Genomic DNA, 25,732 nt, shown 5'->3' with positions numbered 1-25,732 from the left:
CAACGCAAGCATCAGGTTCGAGTCAGTGGCGCATAGAGCTCGGGCCTTCGATCAACAAAATAGTCATTCACGGTTCTGGCCTGGCTCAGCAGTGCCCGGTCCAGCGTGCCGACCAGCAGCGCTTCGTCCTGGCCTGCCAATACCGGCCGGCTGCCGTCCGGGGCGCAGAGGCTGCTGAGCCCGCAGTAACGAATCTCGCCTTCGCTGCCGCAATAGTTGGCGTACACCACGTAACAGTGATTCTCGAACGCCCGTGCCCGCACGGTCACGTCACAGACAAAGTCGTAAGGCGCCATGTTTGCTGTCGGCACCAGAATCAGTTCGGCACCCGCCAGCGCCAGACGACGGGTGTTTTCGGGAAATTCGACGTCGTAGCAAATCAGCAGGCCCAGTCGCCAGCCGTTCAGCTCCACCATCGGACAGTTATCATCGCCCGCCGAGAACATCGACCTGTCCAGCTCACTGAACAGGTGCGTCTTGCGGTAGTTGCACAGCCTGACGCCATGGCTGTCGATCAGTTGCACAGCGTTGTAGAACTGTTCATTTGCACCGCGCTCCGGGTACCCATACAGAATCGCGATGCCGTTTGCCTGAGCGATGGCGGCAATACGCGTTGCGGCCAAACCATCAGAAGTTTGTGCCAGCTTGCCGACTGCCTGTGCGCCGATGTTATAGCCGGTCAGAAACATCTCCGGACAAATCAACACCTGCGCGCCTTGGCTGGCTGCGGCAATGGCCTGTTTTTCAAGCCTGTTAAGGTTGCCGCTGATGTCCAGCGGCAAGGGTGGGCACTGATACAGCGCAATGCGCATGACGTTTCCTTTTGTCAGTCAGCCAGCTTGATCGGGCCGATTTCGTTGAACACATCGCCCGGGCCGGGGTTGTCCTTGTGGGTCTTGCCGCCGAAGTGATTCATGATGCCCCACACCGCGTTCAGCGAAGTCTGTACCGCGCCTTCCACCCAGGCCGGTGTCCAGGACACGTCGTCACCGGCGATGAACATCCCACGCTGTTCGCTGGGCATGTCCTGCTGCATGAAGTGCGCGTACATGCGCTGGTTATAGCGGTAATGGCCCGGCAGCGCACCTTTGAAGGCGCCCAGGAAGTGTGGGTCTGCCTCCCACGAAACGGTAATCGGGTCGCCAATGATCCGCGCGGCGATGTCCACTTTCGGGTAGATCTTCTTCAGTGCATCAAGCGCAAGCTTTACGCGCTTTTCGACAGGCTGCGGCAACATCTTCAGCGCATCGCTCATCCACGAATAAGACAGGCAGATCACACCCGGTTTGTCATCGCCGTTATCGAACAGGTACGTGCCACGGGTCAGGCGATCCGTCAGGGTCATGCTCATCAGGTCGCGCCCGGTTTCCGGGTCCTTGTCCTTCCAGAACGGGCGGTCGACCATGACGAAAGTCTTGGAGGACTGCATGTAGCGTGTGCGGTCCAGTGCCATCCACATCTTCTGCGAGAACAGCGTTTCCTCGCATTCGATCTGCGTGGTCAGCAGCCAGCTCTGGCAGGTGGTCAGCACGGCGGCGTATTGCCGGGTGTCACCCCAGTTGTCGGTAACGCTGAAGCTCCCGTCCTCGGCCCGTGCGATACGCTTCACGCCGGGACGCGGTGCGCCGCGATGCAGCGACGACAGGCTGGTGCCTTTCGGCCAGTGAGCGCAATGCTCAGGCACATGGCTCCACAACCCGACCGGCACTTGCTGCACGCCGCCGACGATCAGGTGCTGGTGCTCGTCGCAGTTGGTCATCACCACGCGAAATATTTCCAGCATCGAATTGGGGAAGTCCGAATCCCAGCCGCCTGTACCGAACCCGACCTGACCGAACACCTCACGGTGAAAGAACGACAGTTTGGCGAACGCTTTGGACGTTGCGACGAAATCATAGAAGGTGCGGTCGTCCCAGAGAGGGACCAGCTTGTTCCACAGTTCCTTGAGACGCGGCACGTCACGGTCACGGATTGCCTGCTGGATATCGCCAAACTGCGAGCCGCTTTCCAGTGCATCGGCCCATGCATCGGCGACTTCCTGAAACAGCGCGGGCAGGTCCGAGAGCATCTGGGCGTAATACGTGGTGCCTTCCAGGTCGATGACCGTGCTGCCTGACGCGGCAGTCAGCGGGTTGGGGAAGGGCCGGGACTCAAGGCCCAACTTGTCGACGTAGTGAAAGAACGCTGTCGATGACACCGGAAAGCGCATGCCGCCCAATTCGGCAACGATGCCTTTGGCGCCTTCGAACTCCTGCGAGCGCAGGCGGCCGCCCATTTTGGAGGCCTCGTACACCACAGGCTTGAGGCCCATCTTCATCAACTCGTAAGCCGCTACCAGACCGGCGATACCCGCGCCGATAATCGCGACTTCTGCGCCGTGGTTTTCGCTGGGGATGCTGCCCAATCCTTTCGGATGCTCGATCCAGTCATCGAAGGCAAACGGAAAATCAGGGCCGAACATCGTGATCGGCTTTTTGCCGTTGGCGGGGTGACGGTTGGTTTTCATGACGGACCTTGGTGGGCAACGGCGAAAACGACAGTCTAGAGAAGGGCGCGCACGTTAATAAGACGCAAAGTGTCGTCGAAATGCTGTTTGTTTGTGCTAAACGACGAGGCTGCTGGTTATTTTGATTGGTCGAACAGGCTCAACTGATGTTCAGACCGGTTGCCCACGGTCTATCTTGCTGCTGAGAATGATCGATGTAGTGGTTTTCTCAACGCCGTCCACGCTGCCAATCAGGTCCAGCAATTGATCCAGTTGCTCCGGAGACTCGGTGCGCAACCAGGCCACGTAGTCGAACTCGCCGCTGACCGCACACAGCTGCTGAACCTGAGCCATGGCGCTCAGCCGACGCAGCACTTCCTTGCCGGAGCGCGGTTGCACCGTGATGCCGACATACGCCTGCAAGCCACCATCCACCACACGCTGACCAAGGCGTACGCCATAGCCGGTAATCACTTTGCTGCTTTCCAGTCGGGCCAGCCGCGACGTCACGGTGGTGCGGGCGATACCCAACTGGCGGGCCAGCGTGGCGACGCTTTCGCGGGCATTGATCTGCAGCGCAGCGATCAGTTTTCGATCGATCTCATCCAGTGTTGGCTGACGGCTGTCGGGCACGGGCATTTCCTTCAGAACTTCCAGCGTCTGGCGGTCTTCGCCAGGCGCGCTTGCAAGCCGTCCAGGTTCTGCGCCAGCTGTTGGGTCATCAAGTGATAGCCCATCAGCTCGGCAGGAGGTATGACGGGTTGTGCAAGGGAGGTTTCCGAGGTGCGTTCCAGGCGTTCAGTGGCGCCCGTTTGCAGCGCCCGCGCCATGCCGATCAACTGGCGGCGAATCTGGCGGTAATCGTTGTCCAGCGAGGTCTTGAAGGATTCGCCTGCGACCTGATCCAGGTTGGCCGGGCGGATGTTGGCCAGAATTTCGAGGGTGCTCAGGCACATGCGGAAATGGCCCTGAATCGCATCCAGCTCGACCATCGACATCTTCACTTCTTTGGAAACCGACGGCAGCAGCGAACGCAGTTGCAGCATCGTGCCGTTGAGCCTGGCCGTGAGCTTCAGGTGTTCGTCAGCGGCCACCGGCTGGCCTTGCACGATGCGCCCATACACCTTGGCACAATCGCGCAGGCCGCTGGCCAGGTTGTAGCGCCAGGAGAACACTGCATAAAGGGGCAGGGCGAAGGAAAACGCCAGCGCCAGCGCGATACCGATCAGGATGTCCACGGTTCGCCACAGGCCGTCGCTGATCGGGTTGTAACCATGCCCGGCCACGATAAACAGCGTGATCGCTGAAAGCAGCGCTGTGTAGCCACCTTTGCCGATGGCGTGGTACGCAAAGAAACCGCACATCACCGACATCATGGCGTAGGTCAGCAGCGGCATTTCCAGATAGCCCTGCTGCACCACGACGATCAAACCCAGCCCGGCCCCGATCAGCGTCCCGTAGGCACGCTCGACCGACTTCTTGCCGATGTTGCCGTGGTGCTGCAAGCCACCGATCACGATCAGCATCGTGACCGACGCCCATTCGCCGTGCGGCAGATTGAGGCCTGTGGTCAACAGGATGGTCACCAGCAACCCCACCGCGATTCGCGCAGCGTGGATCAGTCGCGCATGCCGATAACGGCGATACGGGTCCAGCAAAGGACGCAGAACAGGGCGAAGCCAGGAGGGTATGAAAGCAGAGCGCGAGTTCGTCATGCGTAAAGAGACCGCGAGGGTAGGGAAGAAATCCCTGATTGGATGATGATGAAGTCAAGTAAGCCACATTTGACAGGAAATGGGTGGTGTTTGTTGTCGGCAAACAGGCGCAGCATTAGCCGCTTTTGGGGTGGAAGCAGCACCATGAGTATTCGAACACGTCGTTTAATGGAAATTTAAGGTATCTCAAGATGATGCTTTATTCGGTATAAAGTATCATTAAGTGCTCTCTTATTTATTCATTCATGTCCTTGTATGTGCTACTTTGTGCATCCATGATTCTCGCGCCTGCTCACTGGTAACTGCTGATGAAGGCCTTTTTCCCTGTTCAATGCACCGACACGCTTTTGCGAATTGCCTTGCTGGTAAAGCAGGCCAGGCTGCAGCAGGACGTTCGTCAAACCGATCTTGTCGAGCGTCTGGGCATTTCCTTGCGTACGCTTCGCCGCATTGAGGCGGGCAGCGCCGACGGCGTATCGCTGCGCGACTTCATGCTGGTGGTCTGGAGCCTGGGTGTGTCAGAGCGCCTCTTTCAGGGGCTGCGTGATGACGAGTCGTTCACCGTCGAACAGCTTGAAGCTGCTGATCGCAAGCGCGTCCGCCTGCCCCGGAACAAGCCGGAGGACTTCTGATGGCTCAGGCTTACATCTATATGGAGTGCCCTGTCAGCGGACAAACACTTACGCTGGGCAAACTGACGATTCAGGCCGGGGTCGGGACTTTTCAGTATTCACCTGATGCGGTGCAGGAGAAAATCTGGGTGCCCGATGCTGTAAGGTATCCACTGTCCGCGCGTTCTTATACGGTGACGAAAAACGGCGGCGTTCCCGGCTTTATTGACGACGCAATGCCTGATGGCTGGGGGGAGCGGCTGTTGCATCGGGTCGAAAAAGGCCCACTGGACTCGATCCAGCTTCTGCTCAAGTCCCCCAATGGTGACAGAGCGGGCAACATTATGGCCGGCACGGCACGCGTGCCGCAGGACGGACTGGGCCATACGCCTTCCAAGGCTCTGCATGCCAAAGGTCTTGATCACTTCATCGACGCTTGCGAAGCGATTTACGACAGCCAGTTGGGTGCTGAACAGCTTAAGGCCCTGAAGGTCAGGGATCAGCGATCTTCGGCAGGTGGCGCTCGTCCAAAGCGCACTTATCTGTTCGACAAGAAGCTGATCCTTGCCAAGCCGCGCGACAAATTCGATCACTATGATCTGCCGTCTGTGGAACATGCCTGCATGACGTTCGCAGGGCTCAAAGGGCTAGAAACTGCCAGAACATCGCTGTATCGCAGCGAAAGAATCAATACGCTTCTGGTCGAACGCTTTGATCGGGCATTTGATGAGCTGACGGGTCGTTTCCGGCGCCTGCCGATGCTCAGCGGGCTGACCCTGCTGGATGCAGAGTGGAAGGCACGCAGTCACCCCGACTGGCAGTATGCGGCGCTCGCCGACGAACTTTATCGTCGAGGCGCCCCGGATCAGGACAGGCAAGAGTTGTATCGGCGCATGGCCTACAACGTATTAGTCGGTAACGCCGATGACCACCCTCGCAACCATGCCGTTATCTGGATAGACGGAGCATGGCGCCTGTCGCCCATGTACGACGTGCTGCCGATTCTGGACGAAGGCCCCGCACAATCGCTAGCCATGTCAGTGGGTATCGAAGGGCCGCGTCTCAATCGAGGCAACCTGTTGAGCCAGCACCTCCACTTCGCGCTGACCAAGTCAGAGGCGGAAGCGGTATTGGATGAAGTGGCCGGTTGGGAAGCCGAGCTGCATGACTACTACAGTCAGTTTCTTGTTGGCGCGGAACTGGATGCTGCGGTACAGGCGACCAGTGGTACACGTCTCTTGCAACAATGACGTCGAGCGGTTGTGCATGGGGACATAACGATCAGGGAGGCCCCGATGACGTTTGAACTGCGTCTGTCGCAAGACTGCGATCTGCCGGATTTGATACGTATTTCGGCGCAGGCCCGTGTTCGCTATAAAACCATTCCTTCGCTGGCGTACGTCGCCGATACGCCTGCGCTAAGCGCAGACAGATTCAAAGCCTGCCGTGTCGTGGTTGCTGTGGACCGGGAATGTCAGCAGGTTATCGGCTTTGCGGCCATGCGGCCTCTCGACGGACTTTTGTATCTGGACAATATCTCTGTTGATCCGCGTGCCTCAGGCCACTGCGTGGGCACGGCTTTGCTGGAGGCTGTCCAGGCCTGGGCGCAGGTCCTTCAGGTGCAGGCACTAAGCCTGACCACCTTCCGCGCACCTCTCTGGAATGGACCCTGGTTTCGAAAGCACGGCTTCGTCCCTATGCCTGAGGCCCAAATGGGCGCGGGGCTGAAGGCTGTTGTAGAGCGTCAGTCGCTGATGCTCGATCCGGCGACGCGTGAAACCCTCTGGCGCTGCTGTCATCGCTGATCAGCCATTTGCCTTCGGTCCATTGTTCAACATTTGTACAGCCAGCCTTTGCCATATTCGTTTTGCCAGCCCGTTCTTTCGCTTCGGTGAGAGCTGCGATGCTCCAGTCAAAATGTATCCAGACAGAAATATTGTGGACGCTTTGCCACTACACACTGCATGCCACTCGCTGATGGACCGGCTCTGAACCCATAACGAAAAAATATCAGGCTTCTCCTTTCTGACGAGCGACTATTTGCTGCCATGAATAACCTGAACCTGCTCCAGCCTTACCGGAACGAACCGTCGGCGAATGTGATTTACGGTCCGATTCAACCCCAATTGTTACGTGAAGAAGTATTGGCCGACCTGCTGGAAGCCAGCGCGCAACGCGATCCTGAACACGTGGCATTGATCTTTGGCGAGCGACAGGTCAGTTACAGAGAGCTTGATCGACAGGCAGATCAGGTAGCGTCCGCCCTGATTGAAGCCGGCGTGCGGCCGGGGCAGATCGTCGGTCTGTGGTTGCCGCGCGGCATCGAACTTCTGGTCATGCAGGCCGGCATTGCCAAGACCGGCGCGGCCTGGCTGCCACTGGATCAGGATACGCCGGTCGAACGTCTGCAGATTTGTCTGGAAGACGCCGATGCAGTGGGTGTGGTGTGCTGTGAAACGCTGAGACCGCTGCTGGCGCATACCGGGCTGACGGTCTGGACCGCCGAAGTGCTGTTGATGCAGAGCTATACGGCCCCGGTTCGCCGCAGCGGTGTTTCGCCGGATCATCCTGCCTACGTGATCTACACCTCGGGTTCGACCGGCAAGCCCAAGGGCATCGTGATTTCCCAGCGCAGCATCTGCCATTTTCTGCGCAGCGAAAACGCGATCCTGGGAATACGTTCCAGCGACCGGGTTTATCAGGGCTTTTCGGTCGCGTTCGACATGTCCTTCGAAGAAATCTGGATCGCCTATCTGGTAGGGGCGACGCTGTGGATCGGCCCGAAGGAAACCAGTGGCGATCCCGAAACCCTGCCGCGACTGCTGAACGAGCAGCGAATCAGCGTGTTGCACGCGGTGCCCACCTTGCTGGCGCTGTTCAGTGAAGATGTACCGAGTTTGCGCCTGATCAATCTGGGCGGCGAAATGTGCCCCGACTCGCTGGTCGAGCGCTGGGCCACGCCAGAGCGGCAGATGTTCAATACATACGGACCTACGGAAGCCACGGTGTCGGCCAGTCTGGCGCCGTTGTCGCGTGGCAGGCCGGTGACCATCGGTACGCCGCTGCCCAATTACGGGCTGTTGGTGATCGCCAATGACCCCGCGATCGGGAGCCAGGTGGCGCCCACTCTTCTGCCAATTGGCGAAGTGGGCGAGCTGTGCATCATTGGCCCCGGTGTGGCCGAAGGTTATCTTGGCCGACCTGACCTGACCCAAGAGAAATTTCTGCCTAACCCGTGGTCCACCGGTTATCACGACGCACGCCTGTACCGCACCGGCGACCTGGCGCGCATCGACGCCGATGGGCAGGTGCAATGCCTCGGACGCGCGGACGATCAGGTGAAGATTCGTGGCTTTCGTGTGGAGCTGGGGGAGATCGAAGCCTTGCTGGCGCAACAGCCCGGTGTCGGCACCACTGCCGTGCTGCTGCGTCACGAAAACGGCGTCGATCAACTGATTGCCTACCTGGTATGCGACAGCGAAGTTACTCCCGCTTTCACGAGCCAGCTGCGCAAGGTTTTGCAAAAGCAACTGCCGCCCTACATGGTGCCGGGGCATTTTGAAGTGCTCGACAGCATGCCGCGCCTGACCTCTGGCAAAATCGACCGCAAGGCGCTCAAGTCCCGCCCGCTTGCGCTCAGTGTCGGCAGTGCCGAATCCGATGTGCCGGAAACTGAAGGCGAAGCCGCCCTGTTCGAAGCCTTGGCGACGCTCTTTCCAGGCATGCCGATCCGCCGTGACGCCGATTTTTTTACCGATCTGGGCGGGCACTCTTTCTTCGCTGCACGTCTGGCGTCGGCCTTGCGTGCCAATCCTCGTTTCGATCAGATCACTGTGCGCGACATCTACCAGCAACGGCGTGTCGGCGCGATTGCCGAGGTGCTTGATCTGGCGCGCCAGGAAACGCCTGCTGCGGACGACTGGACACCGCCTTCAGCCTGGCGGCGCTGGCGTTGCGGCGTTGTGCAGGCGCTGGCGTTGCCGGTAATGGTCAGCCTGCGAATGACCCAGTGGCTTGCACCCTTTTTTACCTATCACTTGCTCACCGGCTCGCCCGGAGACTCCATTGCGCTGGCGACCATCGCGTCTGTTTCGGTATTCCTGTTCGCCACCGTGCTGCAATTTTTTATCGCAATTGCGGGCAAATGGCTGATTGCCGGACGTTTGAAACCCGGCGTTTATCCGTTGTGGGGCGTCACCTACTTCCGCTGGTGGGCCGCCGACCGCGTGGTCGAGTCAGCACCGGTCTATCTGCTGAGTGGTTCTTCGCTTTATCCCATGTGGCTACGAGCCTTGGGCGCGAAGATCGGTCAGGAAGTGGTGATCGGCGGCACCACGGTCAGGGCTCCTGACCTTCTACAGATAGGCGACAACGTCAGCATCGGCAACGGTGTCAGCCTCGAGAACGCGCGCGTCGAGCGGGGCCAGCTGCACTTGGGGAATATCGCGTTACAAGACAACGCATGCGTCGGCTCTTACGTGATCATGGAGGGCAATACCGCTGTCGCGCCGTGGGGGCATCTGGAAGCCCAGTCTGCGTTGGCGGAAGGTCGCGAAGTCCCGGCCGGCCGCATCTGGCAGGGTTCGCCTGCACGGGATGTCGGTGCCTTTGATATTCGCAGTCAGCCTGCACGCCCTGTGGTCAGCCGTGCGCGCCTGCGTACAGAAAAGCTGTTCTTCTGCCTGGGCGTTTTGTTGATCGCCACGCTGTTTTTCATTCCGGTGTTCCCGACCTTTTTCCTGATTGACTGGTTCGATGCCCAACACGTTCTGCCTGGGTTCGAGGGGAGCGGGGTGGCGGGGCAACTCGCCCGCTATTTCCTCCTCGCCTTCCCGGCCAGTGCCGTGTTGATCGTCGCTACCGTGCTGGCCTCTGCCGCCTTGCGCTGGGCTGTTTTCCCACGTCTCCTGCCTGGCCGTTACGCCGTCCACAGCAACACCTATTGCGCCAAGTGGCTGATCAGCCAGATCCAGGAGGCGAGCCTGAACGTGCTGTCCGGCATTTACGCCACGGTGTATTCGCCATTCTGGTACAGGCTGCTGGGCGCGAAAGTCGGCCGCGACGCGGAGATTTCCAGCGCTCAGGGCGTCATCCCCGACATGCTCACGCTGGGTGACGAAACCTTTATCGCTGATGCGGTGATGCTCGGTGACGAGCGTATCGATGGCGGCTGGATGACCTTGCAGCCGACGTCCATTTCCAATCGCAGCTTTGTCGGCAATGGCAGTTACATCCCGGACGGCACGGTACTGCCAGAAAACGTCCTGATCGGCGTTCACTCCTGCGCGCCGCGCAACGACGAAATTACCGACGGCGATACCTGGCTGGGCTCGCCACCGATCAATCTGCCTGCCCGGGAACAGTCAAGCGGTGCGCCAGAATCGCTGACCTTCAAGCCGTCGACATTGCGCCGTCTGGCCCGAGGCCTGGTCGAAGCCGTGCGCATCGTCACCCCGCACGCAGTGGTCATCGCAGTCGGCTACACCGTCATGCTCGACCTCATGCCGCTGGCCGAAGACGACCGCTGGGGTGCCGTGCTGGGCTACCTGGCGCTGATTGGCCTGAGCTACAGCGCGGGTAACTTTCTGTTCATCGCCGCGATGAAATGGCTGGTCATCGGTCGCTACCGCAAACGCGCAGATCCGATGTGGACACCTTTTGTGTGGTTTTCAGAAGGCACCACCAGCCTCTATGAGGGCATGGCCGCGCCGAATTTCATGCGCTACCTGCGTGGCACGCCCTGGTTGCCACTGGCCTTCAACATGCTCGGCTGCAAGATTGGCCGCGGTGTGTACATGGACACCACCGACATCACCGAATTTGACTGCGTGCGCATCGGCGCGCACAGCGAACTGAACGCCGGGGCCTGCCCGCAAACCCACCTGTTCGAAGACCGAATAATGAAAATTGACCAGGTGATCATCGGCGAACGCGTCTACATGGGGCCACGCAGCTCCGTGCTCTACAGTGCCGCAGTGGGCGACGATGCGCACCTCGGCTCGCTGACCCTGGTCATGAAAGGCGAACACATCCCCGCCGCCAGCCGCTGGGCCGGATGCCCTGCTGCACCTGACAGGGCATGAGCCTCGGGGCGATCTGGGCATTCGACGAGGATGGCCGGCTCGCCTTTCGCAAGCCATTCCCGCATGAGGGGATATTACTGGTCAGCTGCGCAATCAGAACGGGCACCACCAGAGCCGAGGCGCGAGATAGCATTCGCAGCTGCGTGCGTAACGCCGTAACTCACTGGCTCGGCTTGCCAGCCGAGGCAATTACGTTCATCAGCGCCCCAGGTGTCGCACCTCGATTGCTTATCGACAGGCTGTCAGAGCCTGGTTTTTCCATCAGCCATGAAGCTGGATTCTCGCTGGCTGCCGTCAATCTCCGTGGCGCAGTGGGCGTGGACGTGATGCAGGTCCAGGCTGTGCCGGACTGGCATGTTGTCGCGCAGGATTATCTGGGGGCTGATGTTGCCAGTGTGCTGTCAGGCATGCCCGAGTCGACGCGTCCGGTGGCCTTTGCCAAGGCATGGTGCAGGCGCGAAGCGTTCTTGAAGTTGCATGGATTGGCGCTTGAGGAATGGACGGCAGTGGATGGGTTGCAGGGAGTGGGGGCCGAGGTTGAGTTGGGGGACGGGTTGGTTGGCGTGGTGGCGTTGAGTCCGGTTTGATGGAATACCTGAATCAGCTGAGCGGCGCACGCCACCTTGATTGATGCCTGCTGCCAATCGAAGATGAGTACACGAATGTTCTAGACTCACCTCCTGACGTCAGCGATAACCAATCGCTTTCATCGATTCAGGTGTTTTTTGCCTTCCACACACTGGATAGACCTCGCTCGCGACCTTGATACAGGCATCGAGACCCTGCACGCGCACTTTCAAGGCCATGCTTACGATCCCCACTGGCATGACAGCTATCTGGTAGGCGTTACCCGGCAAGGTGTTCAGCAGTTCAATTGCCGCCGTCAGCGTCATGCCAGCACGCTTGGGCAGGTGTTCACACTGGAGCCGGGTGAAATCCATGATGGCAATGCTCCGTGCGCCGAAGGCTTTACCTATCAGATGCTGCCTCGATCACACCCGGCCCCACCAATATCCTGGTATTAAGCAACAGTGCCCGCTTCGGCTGGCGCGCCGTCGTACCTTTGATTCTGGGCACCTGCACCGGTGCTGCACTGTTGGTGCTGCTCGTCGGCATGGGTCTCGGCCACTCATTTGGCAGCGTGGATCGGTTTTATGGACAGTGTGTGAAAGTGGGGGGTGGGGGGGCTTGGGTAAGCGCCGGTTGGCAGTGACATACGAGGAGTCGGCTTCATTTCAAAGCCGATCGTGTCGAGCAGCCAGCAGCTCTTTGTTCTATGAGTTTTTTCGCTCTGCGATCGTCATCTCTTATCGTCGCAGAGCCTGTAGGGCGTCAGATTATTCCGGGTTTTGCGCGCCACTGGTGCTGGACAGCTCAGCAGGCCGGTTTGCCGCATTGAAAAAGGCCAAATGATAGGCCAGGCCGACGAACACCGCGCCGCCCACTGCGTTACCCAAAAATACCGGAACGAAATTGTCGCCGAACTGTGCCCAGCTAAGGGCTCCGGCAAAGATCGCCGCAGGGATGACGAACATGTTGGCGACGATGTGCTGAAAGCCGATTGCGACGAATGCCATCACCGGAAACCACATGCCGACCACTTTACCGATCACGTCCTTGCTCGCGTAGCTGAGCCACACCGCCAGGCAAACCAGCCAATTGCAGCCAACGCCGGAGATAAAAGCCTGTTCGAAACTGGCCCCGACCTTGGCATTGGCGATGGCCACGGTCTTGGCCATGAAGGCGCCTTCAGTCAGGCCCACCACATGGCCGAAACAATAGGCGACGAACAGTGCGCCAATCAGGTTGGCCAAGGTCACCAGCAGCCAGTTACGCACCAACTGACCCAGGCCGATACGCCCGGCAAACAGCGCCATTGGCAGGCTCATCATATTGCCAGTCAGCAACTCGCCGCCGGCCAGCACCACCAGAATCAGCCCGACCGGGAATACCACGGCGCCAAGCAGATTGCCCAGCGAAGCCCACTCGTGAGGGATCATGGTGCTGACATGAATATCGAGAAGAAACCCGAGGGCAATGAAAGCCCCCGCCAGAAAGCCCAGGATCATTAACGACGACAAGCTCAAGTGAGCCTTCTTGACGCCGCTTTCGACGGCAATTTCAGCGATTTGCTGCGGGGTGTTCAAAGACATGTTCGGCTCGTACGTGGTCGTGGGCTGAGCATGCGGACTAAAAGCTCAGGCGGTGCGCGCATCTGTCGCACCGGCCCATGACGTTACGGAATGTTTCGGAAAATGGCTAATCGGATGTTTTGATCGGCTGATTGAGAGGGTCAATGAGGCAGGAGGGTTCTGTTGGGCTTAGGCTCACGGTGAGGTTCGGTAGTTTCTGTCTCGAGTGCGCAATAGCCTGAGTCATTCGGAAAGCCAATTGATTTCGCTTCAGTGGCCACAGCCTGGATGAGCGGACCTGCTTGGGAGGAACCAACCCGGACCAGGTGACGACTTAGCGAACATGGTTAAAGTATTCGATTCGTTGAGGGTGCAATGAAAATCCATAACGCTGGCGTAACCGGTCCTTTGCCGAGCATTTCGAATGAAGGCGCTGGAAAGGCGGCGCAATCATCATCGACTCAACCGCAGAGCCAACTCATAATCCTTTGGTCCACGGTTCGAGTCCGTGTGGGCCCACCATACTCAAAGCCGCGCATTGCGCGGCTTTCGCGTTTCTGGGTGGTTCTCCACTGATGGAGTCCTATCGTTCAAAGGCATAAAATCGGCTGGCCAATAGTAGCGAAAACTTTCCGCACCTAGCGTGATGCAGAGGACTGGTCACAGCGTATCGAAGACGAAATGGTCAGAGAGGTGTACATCCACTCCGAGCGCATGACACCTGAGAATGCCCTGCTGCGTTATATGCGTGAAGTCAGCCCGTCCAGTTCCTATACATTAGGGCCATTCGCAAGGTGCGCATGCAATTAGAAACCGGCGAGGTCCATTCAGGGTTCAAACATCTCGTCGCGACAAGCCTCGGGGAGAGGCGACTTTCTCTGCCAGCTCAACCAGAGGTCGGGCTTTTCGAGTAACTTCCTTGACGTCCTTGGCACCGAGCGACATTGCGACGCCGACCGCCTCCATTTCCACCTGCAGTGCACGCTGCGGATTGAGAGTGGTTAACTTGCCGCTCACTCTGCGGACAAACGCATCATCAAGTACCGATTGTTCTTGTCGATAGCGACCACTTCTGATGGGCAAGACTTGCGCCTGTTGATCCGCCAGACGCTGCTGCAGACGGGGTGTGGCCTGCGTCAAAGCCTTCTCCGCTATTTCACGCGTAATGTTGCCCGCTTCGGCGGCGGTTGAAAGTTTAAACGTATCTGTACGCTCTACAGCATTTCGATTTTTCGCAAACCTGCTGTCTTCCGCAAATATGGCGGGACCGTTTGACCACGGGTCCATGACAATCGTTGAGGTGCCAGACCGGGATTCGTCGGTTTCAGCCCACACATGATCTTCCTCAGTGGATGCAGCCAAGTGAATGTTTTCATCTTCAGGCCGTCCGTTTTCCTGGGCCAAAGCTCCATAGGCGAAGCTTGCTATATGCGCATGCTCGCCACAGTTGCCCGCGCCGAACACCTGGCCTGACATCGCAACAAGAACATGCCAGTTCATCGGCGCATTCGCAGGCATAGGCTCATGACCGGCGGCCTCAGCATCTTTTCTCAAGCGCCGTGCTGCAACTGTGCGGGCTCTACTTTCCTGATTGGTAAGTTGCGCATCCACATCAATATTGCCTCTTCCAAAGGGCAATGCACGGCGCGCTTCAGTCACAGCCTTGTCTGCCGGGATCAGACTGTTAATACCTTCTTGGTCCACAGGGCGATGGTCCAGCCTTCGCAACAGTAAGTAGCCGGGCAGTGAAGACAGTACTTCAGGCAGCGCTCTGCCTGCAGAAGCAACGGGCGGCAATCTTGTTTTTACTGATGAGTAAGGGTAGTTCGTACGCACCCTGGCAGGGTGAGCCTCAGAGCTTTCCGGTGTTGGACCATGGGATTCTTGTTGCTTAGAAACGTTGTTGGTCCAGTGAAATCGGGCATAACTTAGCGAAGGTACAGTGAGCTGGAAGTAGCGTGATATAAGGGCTGTAGCGTAATTGAGCGTATTTTTTAAAAGCTGGGCACTGTACCGTCAGTGTGCTGTTCTTCGGGTAGCCAAACGGCCAGTTTTTGCTTTTCCATCGGATGACATCGCTAATGCCGTCCTCTGTGTCGCGGAGGAGATATTTACTCCGTGTGTAGCTTGGGGGCGGTGCAGTTTAGAAGCACCGACTCTGTTTTAGGTATGAAGCAGATCAGTCTTCGATGAAGTAGTCGCTATCCAGTTGCTTCACTTCGTAAACTTGCTTCACATTGCAACCCAGGTTGTTTTCGACCATCAGGCGTGCCAACTCCAAACCATCGATCAGCACCACCTTTATATCCAGGCTCATTGCTGCCTCGCGGGCACCGCTGGAAAAGTCAGAGGTGGTAATGAACACTCCCTTGCGGGCGCGCTGGCGGGTCAGAGCACCTATGAACTTGTCGATCTCCGGGCGGTGTACGGTGTTAGACCAGCGCTTGGCTTGCAGGTAGATCACGTCCAGGCCGAGTTTGTCTTCCTTGATAATGCCATCGATACCGTCATCGTTGGTTTGTTGCGTCGCACTCCCTGCTTCCTTGCGTGAGCCGCCGTAGCCCATGGCGATCATCAGGTCGACCACCAGTTGCTCGAAAAAAGTCGGCGAGGCAGCCCGAACTTGGGTCAGCAGATCATCGGCCAGTGATTGCGTCAGCGTCTGGTGTGCTGCAGCTAGCTGCTCATCGGGGGTAGATTGCTCTACCGGCTCGCTCTGCAGGGTGGGGGCCGAACTGTCGGCGGGGCTAGTGGAATGAAACGCGGCGAACTCCGGGTATTGCTTAAGCCAGCTTACGGTAATGCGTGCCTGACCGTTAGTCAGAGCCTCTCGTCCGCGCTCGGTAATTTGCACCATCCCCTTGGCCGGAATGCTCAGCAGTCCAGCCTTGTTCAGGTAGGTGCGTGCCCAACCGACTCGGTTGTTAATCACCGTCTGCTTCCCGGAAGGCAGGTGCTCGCTGCGCTCTTCTTCATTGAGCTGAAACTCGTTGGCAATTCGCTCACGCAGATCGCTCAGCGCAAGCGGAGTACCATCGGCAACGGTGGCTAATATCGGCCGCATAACGCTCTGAAAATCCGGGATAGGCATAAATAACTTCCTGTTCGGTCGCTTGGGCTCAGGCCGATGTCTTACGATTGAATTTGGCTTTGGGCGCGGAGGCACGCTGTGTCTTGATGCGCTCCAGCAACATGCTGGCTGGCTCGTCGTTGGGGTCTTGCGGTACCAGTTCGCCACGGAAGGCTTTGGCCAGAATGCTTTGGGTCAGATGGTCGATACGGCTTTTGGCTGCGGCGACTTTGGTTTCCAGGTTGTCGGCGAAGGCGAAGAGTTGTTCGACGCGGCGGACGATTTCGGTTTGTTCATCAATAGAAGGCAATGGCAATTTTATTTGTCTTATTGTCTTCATTGACAAACTAGGTTGGGCCGTGCTTTTTTGGAAGCTGAGAGTTTCGGCCCAACCCTGAGGGCTTCTGCAGTAGTGCTCCAGATACTTTGAGATTACAAGTTCATTATTTGGTTTGATCATGGCTATGTTGGGGCCTAAGAACCAATTGTCACCTTTTGGAACGACCGCTACTTGGCCCGTTCCTGCTCCTACAAATACCATAAGCAGCTCACCTCCGCTTAGCCTGGAGCGGGTTAGTGAGGCTACTTCTTGAGAGCGAATGGTAGAGAAATCTGTGTATTTAAAGCCTTGTTTTCCAGCATTCTCTGCTTTGATTACTTTTAAGTCACCACCTAGTCTGTATTTGACGAACTTGGTGTATTCAAACCCCGCAAGTTTAGTGACAAAAGATATCTCACCGATATGGCTTGTGCTCCATTCTGGCTGGATGCTCTGCTGTTGGGTGCGCCATTCGTCCGTCAACTGCCCAGAAAATGCTGTCGCTAGGACGGATTGACGAAAGCGTTTGAGCAGGGCGGGGATCGCGTCGATGCGGGCTTTAAGGGTGTCGACCTGTGCGAGTAGTTCATCGAGTTTTTGGACAATACGAGCTTGTTCCGCGAGAGGTGGGAGCCCTATTACATGGGTCTTTATAACCGCCTGCGATATATTCGGCTGTGCACCGCCTTTACCCTTCTCAATGAAAGCATTTTTTTCATTTTGCAGAAGTCGATACAGGAGCTCCTTTCCAATAAGACCTTCTATTGGTGCGCCAACTGCACAGGCCTGATTTGTTGCTGCATCGATACCAAGAATTGCTGTTTTACCAATCGTTGCTCCATACATGGCTATAGCAACGGAGCCAGCAGGGAATAGCTTTGCACTAGAGCCTTTGAGTGCTGCTTCCGTGATGTGCTCTTCAGCTGTCATTACGTAGCTGCGATTTAGTTCCCCGCTTTTTATCCACGGGATTGTTCCGCCGTAAAAACCCGGTTCACTGCGAGATGGAGTGCCCCCTGAGCCCCAGTTAGCGACGTCACCTAAAGTTGTTTCAGTCCACCCCTTAGGTAACTCCCTCATTCTCCATTTCCCTCAACTACCATCAACCCCATCACTTCCGCCATCAATTGCTTCTGAGCTGCTACTTCATCCCCAGCCCCCAACGCTTTCATCAGTTCCTCCAGTTCATATAATGCCTCAGTCAGTTCGGCCATAGCCTCACCAGCCAGTACTTCTGGCGCGGGTAGATCAGCGGCGTCGAGACTGTCGCCATCTTTGAGCCAACTGATATCTAGCGAGTCGCCACGCTCACGAATAAAGTCGCGGGTGAACACGCGAAAGCGGCTAGTTTCCCCGATACCTTCAACATTCTCGGCACGCGAGCTATTGCCGTTGGCATCCTCCCCATAGGCGTCTTCAAAAGGCTTGAGGTGTTGAGTACCAAAGGGCGTGCGTTTGCCAAAGCTGGGCATATTGCTGCGCAGGTCGTAGATCCATGTGCGTTGTGTGCTGCCATGCTCCTGGCGCGGGTTATCGGCAGTGCCTTTTTGAAAGAACAGCACGTTGGTCTTCACGCCCTGGGCGTAGAAGATGCCGGTGGGCAAACGCAAGATAGTGTGCAGGTTGCACTTGTCCATCAGGTCGCGGCGCACATCGGTGCCGACGCCAGCCTCAAACAGTACGTTATCCGGCAGTACCACAGCAGCTCGGCCGCCCGGTTTCAGACCGCGGTAAATGTGCTGAAGAAAGGCCAGTTGCTTGTTGCTGGTTTTGTAGGTCAGATCGTCACGGGTAGGGCCACCGCCACCTTTGGCTGTACCGAACGGCGGGTTGGAGAGAATCACGTCAACCATGGGCAGGTTAGCCCCGGTTTGGCCGAGGGCGTTGCCCAAGTGAACCACGCCTTCTTCATCGCCCTCCATACCGTGCAGCAGGGTGTTCATAAGCGCCAAACGACGGGTGCCGGGCACCAATTCGATGCCGACAAAAGCACGGTTACGCTGGAAGGACTGGGCCTTGGCATCGAGATCGTAGTGGTCGTCAGTGTGGCTCTTGATATAAGCGTCGGCGGCAATCAAGAAACCAGCGGTACCAGCAGCAGGGTCCTGGATGGTCTCTCCTGGCTGGGGCTTGATGCAGTTTATGATGCTGTCGATCAATGGACGCGGAGTGAAGTACTGCCCTGCACCGGATTTGGTTTCGCTGGCGTTCTTTTCCAGCAGGCCTTCGTAAAGATCGCCCAGGCCATCACGGCGAGCGCTGAACCAGTCGATCCCGTCCAGGCTCTTGATCAGTTGCTCCAGATGGCGCGGCTCCTTCATGCGGGTTTGCGCATCGGTATAAATGGCGGCGATCAGCGGGTCGCTGTTCTTGCCCAGGTCCAGCAGCATCTGACGGTAGTAGTCGAGCAGGTTAAGGCCAGACTTGCCAGCCAGGTCCGGCCAGCGCGCGCCTAGTGGCAGTTTGTGGGCAAAGCTGTCGTTGTTTTGTACTTGCTCGTATTCCATCTTGATAAACAGCAGCAGTACCAGCTCGGTGACGTAGTCGCTGTAGTTGATGCCATCATCGCGCAGTACGTCGCAAAGGTTCCAGAGTTTCTGGACGATGTCGGAATTGGTCATGGGTAGCACTCTAATTTGATCAGGTTGTGAGTCGAACCGTGGAGTGGTTCGGCTCATCTAATAGGGGGCGTTGAAACGCTTAGGCAACTGATGTCGTCATCCGTAGGCGGTGCGAGTAGATTGCCGGTGCGCAAAAAAGTCAGTTGTTCCTGGTGGCTCAGACAGGCCCAGAAGCCGTCGCTGGCCAGCAGCCAACGCTGGTTTGGGGCAGTAGGCCAGTGTTTGGTCTCAGGATTACTAGGGCGTCTGGCGCTGAAGCAGCGAGTCAGTAGGTGGCGTGATGTGTCCTGGGCAATCTCTGCATGTGTGAGGTTGCCTTGCCAATTAGCGGCACAATGCACGCTACTTAACCAATGGATACTGGCGGTCGGCTCAATCAGGCCAAGGCAACAGTCGCCTTCGTGAATGCTGAATGCAGCATCGGTGAGTAGGCATAACACCAAGTAACTGCAAGCAGCGCGAGGGTATTCATCACGCAGCACCTGCTGGCTGGTGGCGATTATATGCAATAACGCTTCGGCTGTTTGCTCTGCGTTCATCTCTTCTGTGCGCGCGTGGGTGAAATCCGCTACTAGCTTTGCCAGCAAGGCATTGGCCAGTTCACCACTTAGAGGGTGACTGCTGCTCCCGTCGGCGACCAGGTAAAGGCTGGCATGGGCTAACTCGACATGGGCGAAGGCATCCCGGTTGTCAGTTGTGAAGGTGCCGGCCTGGGACTGCCATTGCAGGGATGCTCGCATTTAGTCGGCTACCTGAGCGATATGGCGCAAACGCTGCCAGATGATCTGCTCACGTTCGTCATCTCCACGTGCGGCGTCTTGTACCAGGTAGCCGAAATCGTTATTTTCCATTAGCGCTGCCAGCTTTTGGGCAAGATAAGCCCGCAGGTCTGGCGCGGCGGTGTCCACTTCGTGCAGCAGTTCCTCTCGACCGTTCACAAGGTTGAGAATGTCCTCAAGGTCTTGGCTGCCTAAAGGGTTTTCCTTACCGCGCCCTGCATAGGCTTCTAATTTGCTGCCTAGAAAATAGGGGGGAGTGAACAGGCGAATGCGGCATCCACTCGGCAATTCGTGCCATTGTGCGCTGGCCAGGCCGTCAGTGAACCAGCGGTTATTACAGCCCAACAGGTCGGCGGTTTGCGCATCTTCTGGCATGAAGTCGACTTTCAGCTCGCCCAAGCGCATACGGCAGATCACCTCATCCTCCGGCGACTGTGTGAAGCCTTTTTGCCTAAGCTGTTCAACTAACCTTTGCCAGCCAGCGTACCCCGTCAAATGTACAACCAGGTCGACATCATCTGTGTAGCGTACTTCTTCACGGCTAAATTCGTCGGTCAAAAGTAGGGCTGTGGTACACCCTCCTACAAAGGCAACCTGTTGGCAGAGCTCTTGGCCGAGCGCCTGGGCAACCACTTCCAGCATCTGAATGTTTTGTGTACGGCTCATGATTGCAGAACCTTCTCACGCAAAATCTTGTTGGCTAGATTTGCTTCCCTGGCGTTTCCCAGTCGAATTGCATCTATAAGGGCCAAGTATTCATACAGGGAATGATCTTTCTTGACTGCGCCCGGTACTGTTTTGAACAGAGGGGTTACAGATTGACCCTTACGATTACCGTAGGCGTCTGGCCATACATGGATAAGGTCACCGCCGCTCATTAGTTTGCCCTGCAGCATTGGCGCGGAAAAGCTTGTAGGGATGCCCCGGACCATTTCTGCAGGTTTGGCTGGAAACACGTAGCGCAGGCCATGTTCGATAAAGCCCAGCAATGCTTTGCTATTGACCCGAGGCAGCTGTGTGTCGGGGTCTACACGTAATAGTCCGATGTATTGGCAGCGTTTCAGTGCGGAGGCAATTTCAGTTTTGCTAATTCCAAGTGAGGCTTGTAAAGCACGAACGGAATAGCTGTCGTTATGGACCGGAGGGTCCTGCTCTGATTGATCCTCCCAGCCACGCCATTGATCTGATAGATAGGCATCACCCTGCTTGATCAGTTCTGTCATTTCGCCTGCGAGCCTTTGCTGCTCGCGCTCGCGCTGCTCGAGGCAGATCAGTTTGATTAGCAGCAGAACATCTTGACTCTTCATTGCGGCCTCAGCTAGTGACTGTCCTCTGTCCTAGGACTGAGGACATTTTAAGCGTTTACGCATAGTGCGTGTCAATGCTTAGCCAGTTGCTTGCCACAGGTTATCGTTCAAAGCGTCCAGAACTAGGCCCAGGTTGCCGCCAAGATTGCGGTTCAGGCCTTTGAGGCCGCCATCATTTCGGAATGCATCATTGACCTGCTGCGGGTCTATGATCACTTCATGTACCAACTGTTTGGCCAATCGCTCGAGCCAGCGACGCTGCACGGGCGTCCAAGGTTGCAGGGCATAGATGTTTTGCATGGCGTGCATCACTCGCTGCTCGAACGGGAGCAATGCTTCGCCGATGGCTGCCTGGCGGATATAGCCGATGATGCTGGCGGCTATTTCCTGGTTGGTTTGGGAGCGCCAGGCGCTTTTCAGGCTGGCCTCGCTGAAGCCATGTTGGTCGAGGAGCAAGCGCACTTCACGGAGTTGCTCACGCGTCAGATCTTTAGGGCGGTTAACCACGACGCCAAGGGCCGCAGACTGATTGAGCTGTTTGTGGATGAATTCATGGAAACTTTCAAGGTAGTCCGCAGGTTTCTGGTTCTTGCCGTAGTTTTGCTCGCGCACCATCAACTCGTCGGCGTGTGTGGAAATTATCGGGTAGTTTTCCGATCCAAGTAGAGCGCTGACGGTGGCCAGTTGGTTGATCAGTTGGCTGTGTTCGTTCACAAAGTTAGCGGCTAGCTGCGGACCGAGTTTATGCAGGTGGCTGTGAAGTTTTGATGGTTCGACGCCCCAGGTATCCTGCAACTCATCCAACTTTTGCTTGAGGCTCGGTTTGCTCTCGGCTTTGTGTTGAGCCTTGCGCAGAATGCGCATGACGCGCTGACTCAGTTGGTCGAGCACATCGTGAGCGTGGCTGCTGTCATGTTGGCTGCCGGGTGCATCGTGGCTGGCACTTTTGCTGAGTTCGCTGACCAACTGCTCCAAGGATATGTTGGGATTCTTGACTAGCGGTTTCATGGTGTCGACCGCTTCAAGGCTGGCGTAGAGGTCGACAGGGTCATAAATGCGGAATACGGTTTTGCCTATTTCGTCGCAACGGCGGGTAGCGCGGCCTTTCATCTGCTCATAGAGAATGCGCGAGCGTACACGGCGCATAAACACCAGATTGCAGATTTTCGGCACATCAATACCGGTGGTTAACAAGTCCACGGTAATGGCGATACTAGGGTGAGGTTCGTTCTTGTAGCGTCGAATCAGTTGTTCAACATTGTCGCTCTGGCCCGTGATGATACGCACCGTCGCTTCATTGTATTGCTCGCCATAAGCTGCCTTGAAAGCAGCATCAAGCAGATTCTTCACTCGTTCGGCATGGGCTTGGTTGACGCAGAAAATCATCGTCTTCTCTTCGCCGAACGGGTCCAGTTCATTGGCCAACTCGTCGCAGATGACCTTGTCAAAGGCGGGTGTGATAACGCGACGGTTGAACGATTCGATATTGAAGGTCAGCTCGTCGTCCAGTTCTGCGACATCAACCTCACCAGTCTGGGTGTTGATAACACTGACCGACTCGCCTTTTTCATAATGTATGCCGTGCTTAGTGAGCTGAGTTTCATAGCGAATCGGTGGTTCGTGATCTATAAGCCAGTCGTCGGCAACGGCTTCCCGATAGCTATAGGTGAATACCGGTTTGCCGAAAATTTCGCTGGTATGTTTGGCTGGCGTTGCCGTAAGGCCAATACGGCAGGCATCGAAATAATCGAGCACGCGACGGTACTGCGAAAGGTATTGGCTGTGATCTCGCACGGCCAGCTCACCTTCGGTCATCTCTTGGTCGAGCGTATAACCCCGGTGGGCTTCGTCGACGATGATGCAGTCGAACTCCCCTACGGGCGGTGGATTGTCCGAGCGAAAAATACGGCTGACCATGGCTTGCACGGTGGCGACTTGGACGCGGGTTTCCGCTTCTGCAGCCATGTCGCCGAGCTCTTTGATGTCGTAGATTTGCCCTAGGGTGTGATTCTGCTCAAGCGTGGTGTCGTTGAACGAGTCGATGGCCTGCTGGCCAAGGGCACTGCGGTCGACCAGAAACAGAATGCGCTTGAAGCGTTCGGTCTTGAGGAAGCGATACATCAGGCCAATGATTGTGCGGGTTTTACCGGTGCCAGTGGCCATTGCCAGCAGGCAATCTCGCTGGTTGTTAGCTAGCGCCTGCTCCACTGACTGGATGGCTTTCTCTTGGTAATCGCGCAGTTTCAGGTAAGCAAAGCCCTCTACTTCGAGCTTGGCCTCGGCTTCAGCCTGGCTGCGCTTGAGCAGGTCGAGCAGGTCGCTTGGCGTGTGGAAGTCTGGCAGCGGCCGGCGCGTGTTGGCGGGGCTGCGCAGGTCGCGGAACCAGGTGCCGGATTGTTCTGCGAGCTGCTTGATAAAGGGGCGCCCGTTACAGGAAAAGGCAAAGGGCACACGGAAGTAGCTGCCTTCACCATCGTTCCAAGGGTGTGCTTGGCCAGCTTGCAGCCAGGGCTGTAGATGTTCGGGGGAGAGGCTGAACTCGCGGGCATAACGCTCCGCTTGGGAAATGCGGTCGGCAATATTGATGCGTTTACGCTTGGCTTCGACGATGGCTATGGGCGTAAGTCCGGCGAACAGCACGTAATCGGCACAAGCTTTGGGGCTGCTGGTGGGCCACTCTGCGATGGCCTTGTTCTTACCCTTCTCGGGGCGTGCGCCTTTGCTGTAGGTGAGGTCGAGGGAATCTGCGGCCCAGCCAGCATCGATCAACTGCTGGTCGATCAGGATGCGGGTAAGGTCTTCGGAGAGATCAAAGCTGCTGCTGGCCTGCTGGGTTTTCTTGGCAACCTGTTTGCTGGCCTGTGGCTGTGCAGCGAGTTTTTGCTGCAGTGCTTTGAGGCTTTGTTCATGCTCGATGCGCATCTTGTGTAAAGCGGCTTCGTGCTCTGCGGCCAATTGCTTATGGTTGCGAGACTCGGCATCCATCTGCTCGGCGAGCACAGCATATTCCTCGGCTTCGCGTTTGAGCAGTTCGGCGAGCTGCTGATTACTCTCCAACTGCTGATTGGATTCGCTGAGCTGCGCTTTGAACTGTTCGATCTGGCTTTGCAGGTCGCGTAGTGGGGTACTGGGGTCGCTGGGTGTAACGAAAGGACCGGCCTTGAAGGCGTAGGCGTTCTTGCCGAAGGACTGGTGATACCAGATGGCCAGGGCACGACCGACCTTTAGCCCATCCATAGCTTCACGATGTTGGGTGCGGAACCCATGGATGGCTCTGTTTCCTTCGACGCGTAAGGTATGAAACAAGCTAAGGATGTTTTGATCCAGCTGGATCTCACGACTGAGCTTGTAGAGCAGGTCGGACTGGGAGGTATTGGTAGCAAATTCGATACCGGAGCGGCTGGCCAGGTCCTGGGCCAAGGCTTCGCCAAGTTGGCGCAGTTTGATCAGAGTGGTGTTGGGATCGCTGGCGAATGCCTGCTCGGCCGTGCTTGCAAGCTTTAGGAAGACGGGATCGTGCTCCTGGAGAAACGCGAAGTTACTACTGGTTGCCATGGTCGATCCTTCGGTTGCGTATCCAGTCAGAGCGCGAAGCCTGGCTTTGTTATGCGTAAGTGTCGATAGCTTAACCAAGGTAGGACGAGTTTGGCCATGGCACTGTGCTACTCAATAGTCCGACACGTGCAGTGGGTTGCTGGCATGCTTAGGTGGCCCATGGCTGTTTCAGGACGTTGGAGGCTATCTGCATTTCTCTATGGGAGTTGTTCATCACCGCTTTCATTGAGGGAATTTCTAAAACCATTCACAACGATTACGCAAAAGTTCACCCATCCAAAGAGCCCCAAAAGAGGTTGGCGGTAAGAGCAATTGCCACCGCTGCGCTGTGCAGAACCGCCGGCAGCAAAAGTCCGCCTGTCTGAATCCTCGCCACAGAAAAAATCACCCCTAGGGTAAGCATCAACGCGTGTGTGGGCCAGAAATCGTAGCGGCCTAAGTGCGCGTACATAAAAAAGATGGATGAAAGGGTCACTGCCACAGTAGCTACGAGGAAATGGTGCTTGAACGGCAGCATGCCAAGGATGAAGTGCCTGAATGCAATCTCCTCCACGATAGGCGGCAGGATTAGTAATGAGATGACCATAAGCAGGTACTGCGGCTCGCTTTTGCCAAATCCGAGTCCTTGCATCGATAGCTCTCTGCCGAAGCCGAGAAAAATGGACCCCCCGATACTGGCTGCGTAAGCTCCTAATACCGATACGAGACCAATTACTAGATGGCGACGCTTAATTGTGCCCAGCAAGCTCTGGTGTGGTCTAAGTCGCTTCTGCAGCAATAGCACTGCGACAAGCAGAATTGCAGGTGGACCATAAAGAATGGGGACGTCATAGGCTATCAGAGTGAGGTATGGAGTATTCTCCATAAGTATTTTAACGAGCTGCCGGTAAATAACGTAAACGGCAGGGCCTATGAGCAGCCAGGGCATCAGTGCCAAACCGTGATCTCCCCAAAATAGGTGCCACACTTTTGGTCTGGGTGTTTCAGAGTCATTCTTAGCTTGGTTTGCCATCGTCTTCACTCCTCGTAATGTTCAGATTTTCGCGCCCGCGAAA

General features: G+C 56.8%; 18 protein-coding genes and 4 pseudogenes. 8 read left to right on the top strand and 14 right to left on the bottom strand.

Features of this window, described 5'->3' with window-relative positions; genetic code table 11:
• Positions 1–11: 11 nt before the first annotated feature.
• The 4 genes from ALO43_RS11500 to ALO43_RS11485 all read right to left on the bottom strand — a co-directional run bounded on the left by ALO43_RS11500 (position 12) and on the right by ALO43_RS11485 (position 4,200).
• The gene (locus ALO43_RS11500) at positions 12–812 is read right to left on the bottom strand and encodes a carbon-nitrogen hydrolase family protein (RefSeq protein WP_054997533.1); all 801 of its coding nucleotides are present in this window, start codon (positions 810–812) and stop codon (positions 12–14) included.
• Positions 813–826: 14 nt separating this feature from the next.
• On the bottom strand, positions 827–2,506 hold the full coding sequence (locus ALO43_RS11495) for a flavin monoamine oxidase family protein (protein ID WP_005896521.1): 1,680 nt from the start codon (positions 2,504–2,506) through the stop codon (positions 827–829).
• Between the two features lie 150 nt (positions 2,507–2,656).
• Complete coding sequence (locus ALO43_RS11490) at positions 2,657–3,118, bottom strand: Lrp/AsnC family transcriptional regulator (RefSeq protein ID WP_005896523.1); 462 nt, start codon at positions 3,116–3,118, stop codon at positions 2,657–2,659.
• 11 nt (positions 3,119–3,129) lie between these two features.
• The gene (locus ALO43_RS11485) at positions 3,130–4,200 is read right to left on the bottom strand and encodes an FUSC family protein (protein WP_005896525.1); all 1,071 of its coding nucleotides are present in this window, start codon (positions 4,198–4,200) and stop codon (positions 3,130–3,132) included.
• Between the two features lie 308 nt (positions 4,201–4,508).
• On the opposite strand from ALO43_RS11485, the gene ALO43_RS11480 reads away from it, so the two are divergent.
• The 7 genes and pseudogenes from ALO43_RS11480 to ALO43_RS28695 form a co-directional block, all read left to right on the top strand.
• Complete coding sequence (locus ALO43_RS11480; RefSeq protein ID WP_005896527.1) at positions 4,509–4,832, top strand: helix-turn-helix domain-containing protein; 324 nt, start codon at positions 4,509–4,511, stop codon at positions 4,830–4,832.
• A complete protein-coding gene (locus tag ALO43_RS11475) occupies positions 4,832–6,061 on the top strand; it encodes a type II toxin-antitoxin system HipA family toxin (RefSeq protein ID WP_054997532.1) in 1,230 nt (409 codons plus the stop codon). Before ALO43_RS11480 ends, ALO43_RS11475 begins: the two co-directional genes overlap by 1 nt.
• A 45-nt stretch (positions 6,062–6,106) precedes the next feature.
• Positions 6,107–6,616: a GNAT family N-acetyltransferase gene (locus ALO43_RS11470; RefSeq protein ID WP_054997531.1), complete on the top strand. Its 510-nt coding sequence runs from the start codon at positions 6,107–6,109 to the stop codon at positions 6,614–6,616.
• 243 nt (positions 6,617–6,859) lie between these two features.
• The gene (locus tag ALO43_RS11465) at positions 6,860–10,894 is read left to right on the top strand and encodes a Pls/PosA family non-ribosomal peptide synthetase (protein ID WP_054997530.1); all 4,035 of its coding nucleotides are present in this window, start codon (positions 6,860–6,862) and stop codon (positions 10,892–10,894) included.
• Positions 10,891–11,521, top strand: a pseudogene (locus tag ALO43_RS11460) (4'-phosphopantetheinyl transferase family protein). Before ALO43_RS11465 ends, ALO43_RS11460 begins: the two are co-directional and overlap by 4 nt.
• Positions 11,522–11,619: 98 nt before the next feature.
• Positions 11,620–11,880, top strand: a pseudogene (locus ALO43_RS28700) (AraC family ligand binding domain-containing protein); the annotation flags it as partial.
• Positions 11,850–12,092 (top strand): annotated as a pseudogene (locus ALO43_RS28695) (LysE family transporter); the annotation flags it as partial. The pseudogenes ALO43_RS28700 and ALO43_RS28695, both read left to right, overlap by 31 nt.
• Positions 12,093–12,231: 139 nt before the next feature.
• Here ALO43_RS28695 and ALO43_RS11450 read toward each other — a convergent pair.
• Entirely contained in the window at positions 12,232–13,047 is an 816-nt protein-coding gene (locus tag ALO43_RS11450; protein WP_005896541.1) for a formate/nitrite transporter family protein, read from the bottom strand.
• A 564-nt stretch (positions 13,048–13,611) separates the two neighbouring features.
• Between ALO43_RS11450 and ALO43_RS31410 the strand changes: the two are divergent.
• Positions 13,612–13,803, top strand: a pseudogene (locus ALO43_RS31410) (site-specific integrase); the annotation flags it as partial.
• A gap of 57 nt (positions 13,804–13,860) precedes the next feature.
• Here the strand turns inward: ALO43_RS31410 and ALO43_RS11445 are convergent.
• From ALO43_RS11445 to ALO43_RS11405, 9 genes are all read right to left on the bottom strand, one after another.
• Complete coding sequence (locus tag ALO43_RS11445) at positions 13,861–14,730, bottom strand: type III effector (protein ID WP_083492155.1); 870 nt, start codon at positions 14,728–14,730, stop codon at positions 13,861–13,863.
• Positions 14,731–15,205: 475 nt separating this feature from the next.
• Positions 15,206–16,117 carry a restriction endonuclease gene (locus tag ALO43_RS11440; protein ID WP_054997529.1) on the bottom strand — a complete coding sequence of 304 codons (912 nt, stop codon included), beginning with the start codon at positions 16,115–16,117 and terminating at the stop codon, positions 15,206–15,208.
• A gap of 28 nt (positions 16,118–16,145) precedes the next feature.
• Complete coding sequence (locus ALO43_RS30700; protein WP_054997528.1) at positions 16,146–17,495, bottom strand: restriction endonuclease subunit S; 1,350 nt, start codon at positions 17,493–17,495, stop codon at positions 16,146–16,148.
• On the bottom strand, positions 17,492–19,036 hold the full coding sequence (locus ALO43_RS11430) for a class I SAM-dependent DNA methyltransferase (RefSeq protein ID WP_054997527.1): 1,545 nt from the start codon (positions 19,034–19,036) through the stop codon (positions 17,492–17,494). The genes ALO43_RS30700 and ALO43_RS11430 overlap by 4 nt, the downstream gene beginning before the upstream one ends.
• Positions 19,037–19,089: 53 nt before the next feature.
• A complete protein-coding gene (locus ALO43_RS11425) occupies positions 19,090–19,776 on the bottom strand; it encodes a PP2C family protein-serine/threonine phosphatase (protein WP_054997526.1) in 687 nt (228 codons plus the stop codon).
• Entirely contained in the window at positions 19,777–20,481 is a 705-nt protein-coding gene (locus ALO43_RS11420; protein ID WP_054997525.1) for a hypothetical protein, read from the bottom strand. It abuts the gene before it with no gap.
• On the bottom strand, positions 20,478–21,122 hold the full coding sequence (locus tag ALO43_RS11415) for a hypothetical protein (protein WP_054997524.1): 645 nt from the start codon (positions 21,120–21,122) through the stop codon (positions 20,478–20,480). The genes ALO43_RS11420 and ALO43_RS11415 overlap by 4 nt, the downstream gene beginning before the upstream one ends.
• A 78-nt stretch (positions 21,123–21,200) precedes the next feature.
• A complete protein-coding gene (gene hsdR / locus ALO43_RS11410; protein ID WP_054997523.1) occupies positions 21,201–24,677 on the bottom strand; it encodes a type I restriction-modification system endonuclease in 3,477 nt (1,158 codons plus the stop codon).
• Between the two features lie 268 nt (positions 24,678–24,945).
• Positions 24,946–25,689, bottom strand: a complete 744-nt coding sequence (locus ALO43_RS11405) for a CPBP family intramembrane glutamic endopeptidase (RefSeq protein ID WP_054997522.1) — start codon at positions 25,687–25,689, stop codon at positions 24,946–24,948.
• Between the last annotated feature and the right edge of the window lie 43 nt (positions 25,690–25,732).

Origin of the sequence: Pseudomonas tremae (genome assembly GCF_001401155.1) — a bacterium.
GTDB lineage: Bacteria > Pseudomonadota > Gammaproteobacteria > Pseudomonadales > Pseudomonadaceae > Aquipseudomonas > Aquipseudomonas tremae.
This window is presented reverse-complemented; position numbering and strand designations above follow the sequence as displayed.